Annotated in this window: 9 protein-coding genes; 6 read left to right on the top strand and 3 right to left on the bottom strand. The window is 61.0% G+C overall.

Features of this window, described 5'->3' with window-relative positions:
• Positions 1-86: 86 nt before the first annotated feature.
• Both choX and betC read right to left on the bottom strand, forming a co-directional pair.
• Positions 87-1007: a choline ABC transporter substrate-binding protein gene (gene choX / locus OC610_RS12775; RefSeq protein ID WP_264428119.1), complete on the bottom strand. Its 921-nt coding sequence runs from the start codon at positions 1005-1007 to the stop codon at positions 87-89.
• 23 nt (positions 1008-1030) lie between these two features.
• Positions 1031-2539, bottom strand: coding sequence for a choline-sulfatase (gene betC / locus OC610_RS12770; protein ID WP_264428118.1), 1509 nt, complete (start codon positions 2537-2539; stop codon positions 1031-1033).
• Positions 2540-2653: 114 nt separating this feature from the next.
• Here betC and OC610_RS12765 point away from each other — a divergent pair, with 114 nt between their 5' ends.
• Positions 2654-3604 (top strand): choline sulfate utilization transcriptional regulator, encoded by a 951-nt coding sequence (locus OC610_RS12765; RefSeq protein WP_030138970.1) that lies wholly within the window; start codon positions 2654-2656, stop codon positions 3602-3604.
• 85 nt (positions 3605-3689) lie between these two features.
• Here OC610_RS12765 and OC610_RS12760 read toward each other — a convergent pair whose 3' ends face one another.
• Positions 3690-4349, bottom strand: coding sequence for an NAD(P)-dependent oxidoreductase (locus OC610_RS12760; RefSeq protein ID WP_198796116.1), 660 nt, complete (start codon positions 4347-4349; stop codon positions 3690-3692).
• 84 nt (positions 4350-4433) lie between these two features.
• Here OC610_RS12760 and OC610_RS12755 point away from each other — a divergent pair, with 84 nt between their 5' ends.
• The 5 genes from OC610_RS12755 to OC610_RS12735 all read left to right on the top strand — a co-directional run bounded on the left by OC610_RS12755 (position 4434) and on the right by OC610_RS12735 (position 10896).
• A complete protein-coding gene (locus OC610_RS12755) occupies positions 4434-4763 on the top strand; it encodes a DOPA 4,5-dioxygenase family protein (protein ID WP_264428116.1) in 330 nt (109 codons plus the stop codon).
• 423 nt (positions 4764-5186) lie between these two features.
• The gene (locus OC610_RS12750) at positions 5187-6494 is read left to right on the top strand and encodes a CitMHS family transporter (RefSeq protein ID WP_249876758.1); all 1308 of its coding nucleotides are present in this window, start codon (positions 5187-5189) and stop codon (positions 6492-6494) included.
• 76 nt (positions 6495-6570) lie between these two features.
• Positions 6571-7338 (top strand): TerC family protein, encoded by a 768-nt coding sequence (locus tag OC610_RS12745; RefSeq protein WP_264428114.1) that lies wholly within the window; start codon positions 6571-6573, stop codon positions 7336-7338.
• 340 nt (positions 7339-7678) lie between these two features.
• A complete protein-coding gene (locus OC610_RS12740) occupies positions 7679-9337 on the top strand; it encodes a Na/Pi cotransporter family protein (RefSeq protein WP_264428113.1) in 1659 nt (552 codons plus the stop codon).
• Between the two features lie 170 nt (positions 9338-9507).
• Complete coding sequence (locus tag OC610_RS12735) at positions 9508-10896, top strand: M16 family metallopeptidase (protein ID WP_264428110.1); 1389 nt, start codon at positions 9508-9510, stop codon at positions 10894-10896.
• Positions 10897-11161: the final 265 nt, after the last annotated feature.

The raw sequence follows: 11161 nt of genomic DNA, 5'->3' as shown, positions 1-11161 counted from the left end.
TGCACTCGGCAGCTCCTACAAAGCTCCTACGCAGCTTCTAAACAGCTCCTGGCGGGGAATCCGGCAAGCTCCTCGCCACAAGAGCTTTATAGCTTGGCCTTCACCGCCGCCAGCGCATCCTTGTCATCCGCCGTCTTCACGCCGTCCAGCCATTTATCCAGCACCGCCGGGTTGGCCTTGATCCAGGCCTTGGCCGCTTCGGCATTGCTGACTTTCTTGTTCACCACCTCAGCCATGATGCTGTTTTCCATTTCCTGGGTGAAACTCAGGTTGGTCAGCAGCTTGCCAACGTTCGGGCAGGCCTGTGCATAACCTTTGCGCGTCAGTGTGTATACGCTGCCGGTGTCGCCGAAATACTTCTCGCCGCCCTTGAGGTAGTGCATTTTCAATTGCACGTTCATCGGGTGCGGGGTCCAGCCGAGGAAGGTCACGAACTTCTGTTTTTTCACCGCCCGGGAGACTTCCGCCAACATCGCTTGCTCGCTCGATTCCACCAGCTTCCAGTCACCCATGCCGAAGTCGTTGGTCTTGATGATTTCCTTCAGGGAGAGGTTGGCCGGGGCGCCGGAGCCGATGCCGTAGATCTTCTTATCGAACTTGTCGGCGAATTTGCTCAGGTCGGCAAAGTTATGCACACCCGCGTCCCAGACATAATCCGGGACCGCCAGGGTGAATTCGGTGCCATCAAGGTTCTTGGCCAGTTGCGTGACATCGCCGTTGGCCACGAATTTGTCGTAGAAGCCCTGCTGCGCCGGCATCCAGTTACCCAGGAACACATCGACCTGGCCGTCTTTCAGGCCGCCAAAGGTGATAGGCACCGCCAGGGTATCGACCTTGGGCTTGTAACCCATGCCTTCCAGCAGGAAACCGGTGATGGCGTTGGTCGCGGCGATGTCGCTCCAGCCCGGGTCAGCCATCTTCACCGTATCGCAGCTTTGCTCGGCCCACGCCGAAACACTGCTCAACGCCAACAGCCCGGCGGCCAGTACTGTGGATAACTTTTGCATGTGCTTCCCCTTACGTTATTGGTTTATTGGCAGGGTTGTGGATAACGGGCCTTGCGTTCCAGATCGTCCAGGTCGATATGGTTGCGCATGTACTGCTGGCTGGCGTCCACCAGCGGCTGGTGGTCCCAGCTCTTGAGTTTGCCCAGGGTCAGCGCATGGGCGACAAAACGTCGGCGGCGCTGGCTGGCGAGCACTTGTTGATGGATCGTTGGAATGTCCCATTTCGCCCGCGCTTCGGCGAGAAAGTCGGCCATCAGGGTTTGATGTCCGGGCGACTGGCTGAGGTTTTCCATTTCCTTGGGATCGTTGCGCACATCGAACAACAGACAAGGATCATCCTCGCTGTAGATAAATTTCCACGGACCGCGACGGATCATCATCAGCGGACTGATCGTGCCTTCGGCCATGTATTCGCCGAAGACCTCATCATGGCCGCCCTGCCCTTGCAGATGCGGCACCAGCGAACGACCGTCCAGCGGCAAGCCTGGTTCAAGCGTACCGCCGGCCAGTTCCACCAGGGTCGGCAGCAAGTCGGCGGTGGACACCGCCGCGCCAACACGGCCGCTGGCGAATCGCCCCGGCGCGCTGATCAACAACGGCACGCGGGCGGCCATTTCGAACCAGTGCATTTTGTACCAGAGACCCTTTTCGCCGAGCATGTCCCCATGATCGCCGGAGAAAACGACGATCGTGTCATCGATCAGCCCGGTGTCCTCGAGGGTTTGCAGCAGCCTGCCGACATTGCTGTCGATGTAGCTGCACGCCCCGAAGTACGCGCGACGGGCGTCGCGAATCTTATCCACAGGCAGCGGCTTGTCCCAGAGATCATAGACTTTGAGCAAGCGCTGGGAATGTGGATCGAGTTCGGTTTGCGCCGGGGTCTGGGGCAAAGGGATGTCGTTGTCGTCGTACAAATCCCAGAACGCCTTGGGAATCGTGTACGGATCGTGTGGGTGAGTCATCGACACCGTCAGGCAAAACGGCTGGTCGCCGTCCTCGCGGATGTGGTCGAACAGGTATTGCTGGGCCTTGAAGACCACCTCTTCGTCGAAGTCCAGCTGGTTGGTGCGCACGCACGGTCCGGCCTGCAAGACCGACGACATGTTGTGGTACCAGCTCGGCCGCACATCCGGCTCGTCCCAATTCACGGCCCAGCCGTAGTCAGCCGGATAAATGTCGCTGGTCAGGCGTTCTTCGTAGCCGTGCAACTGGTCCGGCCCGCAGAAATGCATCTTGCCGGACAGCGCCGTGCGATAACCGAGGCGACGCAGGTAATGGGCGTAGGTTGGAACATCCGCCGGGAAATCCGCCGCGTTGTCATACGCGCCGATCTTGCTCGGCAACTGCCCGCTCACCAGCGTAAAGCGCGACGGCGCGCAGAGCGGGCTGTTGCAATAGGCGGCGTCGAACACCACACCCTGGTCGGCCAGGCGTGACAGGTTCGGCAACTTGATCGGCGACGGACCGTAGATCGGCAACATTGGCGCGGCCATTTGATCGGCCATGATGAAAAGAATGTTCTTGCGCTTCATGTATTCGCGGCATTCCATAGTGGGCAGTTATGCGATAGTGCTGCGATTGAGCATGTAGCCCGTGCCTTTTGGGGTAAAGCCCATGCAAGACAATGACTAGGATAAGCACAGCTTATGTATGACGCCTTGGGTGACCTGTCGCTGGACCTGTTCCGCGCCTTCGAATCAGCGGCTCGCCAGCAGAGCTTTACGGCGGCCGCGATTGAGTTGGGCACCACCCAACCGGCCATCAGCCAGCAGATCAAGCGGTTGGAGGAACAACTGGGCACGCGGTTGTTTGATCGCATCTATCGCGGCATCGAATTGACCGAGGCCGGCGCCATCCTGTTCGAACAGGTCCAGGCCGGCTTGCAGAGCATCGATGCAGGGCTTACCGCAATCACGGCCCAGCACCAGCACGAAGTGCTGCAAGTGGCGACGGACTTTGCGTTCGCCGCCTATTGGCTGATGCCGCGACTGCATCGGTTCCACGCGGCCAACCCGCAGGTGGACGTCAGCCTGGTGACCAGCGAGCGCAACCACAACATGCTTCGTACCGATATCGACGTTGCGGTGTTGTTCGGCGACGGTCGCTTCAAGCAAGGCGAAAGTCATTGGCTTTTCAGCGAAGAAGTTTTTCCGGTGTGCAGCCCGCTGCTGCTCAAGGAACGCCCCCTGCCCCTGCCGGCCCAAGCCCTGTCGGAATTCCCGCTGCTGCACCTTCGTGGCGGCAACAGCAGCGCCTGGTTCGACTGGAGTGGGGTTTTCCGCGAACTGGGCATCACCTCGCCACCAGCGCCAGGGCAACTGCGGTTCGACAACTACACCCTGCTCATCCAGGCGGCAATCGGCGGCCAAGGCGTCGCCATCGGTTGGCGGCACCTTGTGGATAACTTATTGGCGCAAGGGCTGCTGTGTCGTCCGATCGCCGAAACAGTGCTGTCGCGGCTGGGGTATTACGTGGTCTTGCCCCAACGAAAACGGCGGGGGGTGTTGATCAAGTTGTTCGTGGATTGGTTGATGGAGGAACAGGCCAACAGTGCGGAGTCGCTGACTGGATTGCCGCTGCCGTCGATTGCGGTTTGAGCCAGGGGCCGATCCGTTTTAAGGGAGCCGCTATGCGGCCCAGCGGGAGCAAGCTCCCTCGCCACGGGGGTTGGGTCTATGACACCTAAACGGCGGGCACGAAATTCACGTGCTCGCCCACATGCAGGTTCAGGCGCAGCTCATCGGCGATGCCGACCGCCACGCGACTCAAGCGCTCCAACGACTCGGCCATGCCCGGTTCCAGGCTGGTGCTGACGTGGCTGAAATGCTCGATACTCAGCCCCTGCACGGCATAGGGCGCATTGACGAGGGTCCATTGCAAGGCGCTGTTTTTCAGGGCATCGAGGATTTCCTCGGCGGCGTGGCGTTGCAGGTCGTCTTCCGACGAGTCCTCCTCCAGCACTGAGAAATTTCCAACCAGGAATAAACGGGGAATGTTGACCGCCTGCATGCCGGCAATCAGCGCATCCACCGCCAGGACCTGTTCCACCGGGCCGGGGATGAGCGTGCGCTCCACCTGTTCGCTGTTCATCGGCAGCCCCGGTGCATTCAACAGGCACACCACGGCGCTGGCACCCGCGACGCTCTGCTTCACGCGTTCGGGATCGAAGAGATCGCCGGTCTTGGCTCGCAAGCCCGGACGCGGCGCCAGCGCCGTGAGATCATCCAGGATGGCGATGATTTCATGCTGGCGTCGCAGCAGTTCAGCCATCAACGCACTGCCGAGGCTGCTCATGGCACCATAGAGCACCACTTTGATGACCGGGGTTTCGGCGTTTTTCATGGCTGGTTTTCCTCTTTCCCGCGTGTAAAGGCTCTGACACACGGAAAACCGAGAGGGTTCGGCTGCTCTTGCAAGGAGTGACAGATGCAACGGATCAAGGGCTATCACGCCCACGTCTATTTCGACGCCCACACACTCGACCAGGCGCGGGCCTTGTGCGAGGAAGCCGCGCAACTGTTCCCGCTGGAAATGGGACGGGTGCACCAACGGCCGGTCGGCCCGCACCCGGATTGGAGTTGCCAACTGGCATTCGAGCCGCAGTACGTCGGCGTGGTCTTGCCGTGGTTGGCCCTCAATCGCAAAGGGCTGGTGATCTTCCTGCATCCCAACACCGGGGATGACCTGGCGGACCACACCGACCATGCGATCTGGATGGGCGCGGTGCGGCCGTTGGATCTGTCAGCATTGAAGTGAAACGCTGGTTGCTTTTGTGGCGATGGAGCTTGCTCCCGCTCGGCCTGTAGGAGCTGCCGAGCAAAGCGAGGCTGCGATCTTTGTCCCCACGGAGAATCCAAGCGAAGATCAAGATCAACAGATCGCAGCCTTCGGCAGCTCCTACACCGCAGCCCAGCGAGCCAATCGTCAGCCATTGTTTTGGCGAAAGCCTGGTGAAAGCTTGCGCGATTAGGATCGCCTCACCTACCGGCAACAGACCGGTTGGCCAACAACGAGTTTTCAAACGCTCGTGCGGCCTTTTTAACAACAACAATGGTGATCCTGATGTCCGCTGCTACCTGTCCCGCTGCACCCACTCCATCCGTCCGTCCCGTGCTCTGCATCCTGCGCTGACCTGTCCGGTTCGCATTTCATAGCCGCGCCACGCCTGGAGTATTTCCCATGCTGACTTTCCTTGGCTTCGCCATGGTCATCACGTTCATGTTCCTGATCATGACCAAGCGCCTGTCCGCGCTGATCGCCCTGATCATCATCCCGATCCTGTTTGCCCTGTTCGGTGGTTTTGCGCCGAAGATCGGCCCGATGATGCTCGAAGGCATCACCAAGCTCGCCCCGACCGGGGTGATGCTGATGTTTGCCATTCTCTATTTCGCCCTGATGATCGACTCCGGCCTGTTCGACCCGGCCGTGCGCAAGATCCTCAAGCTGGTCAAGGGCGACCCGTTGAAAGTTTCGGTCGGTACCGCCGTCCTGGCGCTCGTCGTTTCCCTTGATGGTGACGGCGCGACCACTTATATGATCTGCGTGGCCGCCATGCTGCCGCTCTACAGCCGCATCGGCATGAGCCCGCGGATCATGGCTGGCTTGATCATCCTCGCCGGGGGCGTGATGAACATGACCCCATGGGGCGGGCCAACCGCCCGGGCGGCCAGTGCGTTGCATGTGGACCCGTCCGACATCTTCGTGCCGATGATTCCGGCGATGCTGGCAGGCGTGGTGGCGATCCTGGTGATTGCCTATATGTACGGCAAGCGCGAGCGTGCGCGCCTCGGTGAATTGCACTTGGCGGGCGATGAAATCGACCACAGCGAAATCAGCGTTTCCCAGTTCCCCGACGCTCGCCGTCCGAAGCTGATCTGGTTCAACGGCGCGCTGACCCTGGCCCTGATGTGCACGCTGATCGCCGGCCTGTTGCCGCTGCCGGTGCTGTTCATGGTGGCGTTCAGTATCGCCATGATCGTCAACTACCCGTGCCTGCAGCAGCAGAAAGACCGCGTCGCCGCCCACGCCGGCAGCGTCCTGGCGGTGGTCGGGCTGATTTTCGCGGCGGGGATCTTCACCGGCATCCTGTCCGGCACAGGCATGGTCGACGCCATGTCCAAGAGCCTGTTGGCGGTCATCCCGGATTTCCTCGGTCCTTACCTGGCGGTCATCACCGCGCTGGTGAGCATGCCGTTCACGTTCTTCATGTCGAACGATGCATTTTATTACGGGGTGTTACCGGTTTTGGCCGAAGCGGCCAGCCACTACGGCATCACCGCGGTCGAAATGGCCCGTGCCTCGATCGTCGGCCAGCCCGTCCACCTGTTGAGCCCGCTGGTTCCATCGACCTATCTGCTGGTGGCCCTGGCCGGGATCGAGTTCGGCGATCACCAGCGCTTCACCCTGAAGTGGGCAGTGCTGGTTTGCCTGTGCATAATGTTCGCCGCCTTGCTAATGGGGATTTTTCCGCTGTTCAGCACTCTATAAAAGCAATGCCCGCTGCGTCGCCCTCTCGGGTAACCGGAGGCGCGGCGCGGCCTAACACTCGCTCAAAGGAACTCACATGGAATGGCTGACCAACCCGGAAATCTGGGTTGCCTTCTTTACCCTGACCGCCCTGGAGATCGTCCTGGGCATCGATAACATCATCATGATCTCGATCCTGGTCAGCCGCATGCCCAAGCACATGCAGGCACGCACCCGGATTTTCGGCCTGGCCCTGGCCATGGTCACGCGGATCCTGTTGCTGCTGTCCATCACCTGGGTCATGCGCCTGACCGCCGATCTGTTCGAAGTGTTCGGCCAGGGCATCTCCGGTCGCGACCTGATCCTGTTCTTCGGTGGCCTGTTCCTGCTGTGGAAAAGCTCCCAGGAGATGTACCACGCGCTGGAAGGCGAAGATGAAAACAGCGACGAGCCTTCGGGCAAGGGCGGCAATTTCCTCTACACCATCATCCAGATCGCGATCATCGACATCGTGTTCTCCCTGGACTCGGTCATCACCGCGGTCGGCATGGTCTCCCATGTACCGGTGATGGTCGCGGCGATTATCGTCGCCGTGCTGGTGATGATGCTGGCCTCGGGCACGATCAGCGAATTCATCGACAAACACCCGTCGCTGAAAATGCTGGCGCTGTCGTTCCTGCTGGTGGTCGGTACCGTACTGATCGCCGAGTCGTTCGACGTGCACGTGCCAAAAGGCTACGTCTATTTCGCCATGGCGTTCTCCCTGGCCGTGGAAGCGATCAACATCAAGATGCGCACCGCGATCGCACGCAAGCGCAAGCAGCAGGATCCGGTGAAACTGCGCAAGGATGTTCCGGGTCAGTAAAGGTGTAGGGCAATGAACGAAGGGGCTCTTGGGAGCCCCTTTTTCATGCCCGCAGGAAAGCGGCCGGATGCAATACCTGTGGGAGCGAGCTTGCTCGCGATAGCGGCCTGACAGTCAAAGAAGATGTCGGATGTCATGGCCTCATCGCGAGCAAGCTCGCTCCCACAGGGGTTTGAGGTGCTTTCGAGGAATGGGTTTTTATGACAGTTTTGTTTCAAACGCTTCTTTAGCTGTGCAATGCTGGCGTCCGAACCATTCGGCAACTACAGCTTAAGTACAAGAAGTAAAACGATGTGGCACCGTCAATTTGTCCCTTTGGGACGCTAACAGGGGGCTCCTCATGCTGACCCTGCTGAATCTACTCTCCGCCGTGGCCTTGCTGATCTGGGGCACGCATATCGTCCGTACCGGCATCTTGCGGGTCTACGGCTCGAACCTGCGCCATGTCATCGGCCAGAACATGTCCCGCCGCTGGCTGGCGTTCCTCGCAGGCATCATGGTGACCGCCATGGTCCAGAGCAGCAACGCCACGGCCATGCTGGTCACCTCCTTCGTCGGCCAGGGCCTGATGGCGCTGACCCCTGCCCTGGCGACCATGCTGGGCGCCGATGTCGGCACCGCGTTGATGGCGCGGGTGCTGACCCTGGACCTGTCGTGGCTGTCACCGCTGCTGATTTTTCTCGGGGTGATTTTCTTCCTGTCGCGCAAACAGACCCGCGTCGGGCAAATGGGCCGGGTCGCCATTGGCCTGGGCCTGATTATCCTGGCGTTGCAGTTGATCGTCGAAGCCGCCGCGCCCATCACCCAGGCCCAAGGCGTGAAGGTGATCTTCGCCTCGCTGACGGGCGATATCCTGCTCGATGCGTTGGTCGGTGCGCTGTTTGCGATGATTTCCTATTCCAGCCTGGCGGCCGTGTTGCTGACCGCGACACTGGCCGGCGCCGCGGTGATCAGTCTGCCGGTGGCCATCGGCCTGGTGATCGGCGCGAACATCGGCAGCGGTGTGCTGGCGTTTCTCAGCACCAGCATGCAGAACGCCGCCGGCCGCCAGGTGGCGCTGGGCAGCCTGTTGTACAAACTGATCGGCCTGTTGCTGATCATTCCGGTGCTCGGTCCACTGGTGGGCTGGCTGGACAGCCTGGATTTCAGCCCCCAGGAAACCGTGATTGGCTTCCACCTGCTGTACAACACCGTGCGTTGCCTGGTGCTGCTGCCCAGTGTCGGGCCGATGGCCAGGCTCTGCGCCTGGCTGTTGCCCGAGCGCCCGGACACCAACGGCACGGCCACGCCCCGGCACCTGGACCCCACCGCCCTCGCCACCCCGAGCCTGGCACTGGCTAACGCGGCCCGGGAAACCTTGCGCATCGGCGACCTGATCGAAAACATGCTCGAAGCCATGCTCAGCGTGTTGCGGGGCGAGCAAACGGCGATCACCCAGCAAGTGCGCAGCATGAGCGACGACGTCGAAGCGCTGTGCAGCGCCATCAAGCTCTACATGGCGCAAATGCCCCGTGAAGACCTCAGCGAGCAGGACAGCCGTCGCTGGGCGGAAATCATCGAACTCGCCATCAACCTCAAATTGGCCAGCGACCTGATCGAACGCATGTTGCGCAAGGTCCAGCAGCAGAAGACGTCACAACGCCGCTCGTTTTCCGAGGTGGGCCTGGAGGAGTTGGCGGGGCTGCACAGCCACCTGATCGCCAACCTGCGGCTGGGATTGTCGGTGTTCCTCAGTGCCGACCGGGAAAGCGCCCGTCAATTGCTGCGTGAAAAACGGCGTTTCCGCGCCCAGGAACGGCGAATGGCCCATGCCCACGTCAGCCGCCTGCAGCGCAAGGTCGTGCAAAGCCTGGAAACCAGTTCGTTGCACCTGGAGCTGATCGCCGACATGCGGCGCCTGAACTCGCTGTTCTGCGGCAGCGCCTACGTGGTGCTGGAAACTTCCGAAATTGGCGCACTGGCCGCCGATGAAATTTCCGATATCACCCATTCGCCGTGAACGACTGGCGTCCCGGTCAGTCATTAAAAGGGGGCCGGGCCTCCAGCCAACCGCAAGCCAGACAACTCCCACAGTCCTGAACACAGCGTAAGTCAAGGTGGGAGCGAGCCTGCTCGCGATGAAGCTCGTCCGGCACCATGGATCTTCATTCAGCTGCCAGGAAGCCCGCTATGCGTCGTCTGTTGCTTGCCTTGCTTTTGCTCGGTTCCCTTCCCACGCTTGCCCAGGACCGATTCCAGGTTGAAGGCTACGCCTTGCCCAACGGCATGCAGCTCATACTCAAGCCCGGCACTGAGCGCGGACACGTGGCAATTCGGCTGGTGGTAGGCGTGGGCCTTGATGATTTCAACTGCGCCGACAAGGAGCTGCCGCATCTGCTTGAACATCTGTTGTTCAGCGGCGTCGACGACACCGGCGAAGGCGGCCTGGAAGAGCGCATGCAAGCGTTGGGCGGCGAGTGGAACGCCTTTACCAGTAACGCCGATACGACATTTGTCATCGAGGCGCCGGCGAGCAACCAGCGCAAGGTCCTCGACCTGTTGCTGGCGCTGCTGACCCGCACCCGCATCGATGAAAAGGCCCTGGCCGCAGCCAAACGGGTGGTTGAACGGGAGGACGGGGGGCATTACACCCATCTGCAACGCTGGCTGGACCACCAGGACTTGGGCCACAAGGCGAGCAATCAACTGGCCGTGGAACTGGGCTTGCGCTGCGAGGAACGGGCCGAAGTGGAACACCTGTCCCTCGCCCGACTCGAGCAGGTGCGCAAGAGCTGGTATGCGCCGAACAATATGACCTTGATCGTGGTCGGCGACCTGGATCGATTGCTGCCGGCGTATCTGGAGCGCACCTTCGGCGAGCTCGAGCCGGTCGAGCCCAGTGTCCATGAACCGCTGCCCCAGATCCGCTACAGCGCGGTCACCAAGCGCAACCTCATCCAAGGCCTGGTCGGCAACGGCGCCAAGCTCCATTGGCTGTTCCCGGAACCGGTGCTGGAGGAGCAACACGACGAGACCTTCGACCTGCTCAAGGAATATCTGGACTGGGCGCTCTATCGCCAATTGCGCTTGGCCGACGGCCTGTCCTATGGCCCTTGGACGGAGCGGGAAGTGCTGGGCGGCGTCGGTTTCATGAGCCTGAACGCCGATCTGGCCCGCGAGGACCTGCCGCAAGCCGAACAGTCGTTGGAACAACTGCGCAGCACGTTACTCAAGGACGGCCTGAACCCCGAGAGTTTCGTGCGGATAAAACGCGCCGCCATTGCCCACCAGTCCTGGGCCGTCCAAGGCAACAGCGCCCTGGCGGATTACTACTGGAGCGCCCTTGGGGACTACGAAGACGGCCGCTTCGCCAATCCCGCCGCGCGCCTGCAGGACGTCAGCCTGGAACAGGCCAACCAGGCCCTGCGCGAACTGCTCAAGGACCCGGGGTATTTGCGCATCGAGAGGCCGCTGCTCAGTGATGACCAGCTTGTCTGGGGACTGGGTGGGTTGGTCGCGGTGTTGCTGGTGTGGGTGGGCTGGCGGGTGCGCCGCAGGGCGAGACCGGCGATCGATTGATCCCCTTTCGAGGGCGCTGGACCCGCTCGGCCTGTAGGAGCTGGCGAAGCCTGCGATCTTTTGGTCTTTTGATCTTTCGCTCCAGGCCCAATGGATAGCGAAAAGATCGCAGCCTCGCTTCGCTCGGCAGCTCCTACGGACAGAGCAGGAGCCAGCTACCTGGCCACAGAAGATCACAACGGGACGCGTCGCGATCCTCGCCATGTCATCGTCCTGACGATACCCTGTCAGGGATATTTCCTACGACTTACTGTGAAACCGCCGA

It is taken from the genome of Pseudomonas agronomica, from assembly GCF_025917275.1.
GTDB lineage: Bacteria > Pseudomonadota > Gammaproteobacteria > Pseudomonadales > Pseudomonadaceae > Aquipseudomonas > Aquipseudomonas agronomica.
The sequence above is the reverse complement of the archived record's forward strand: the minus strand, read 5'-3'. Positions and strand labels throughout refer to the sequence as shown.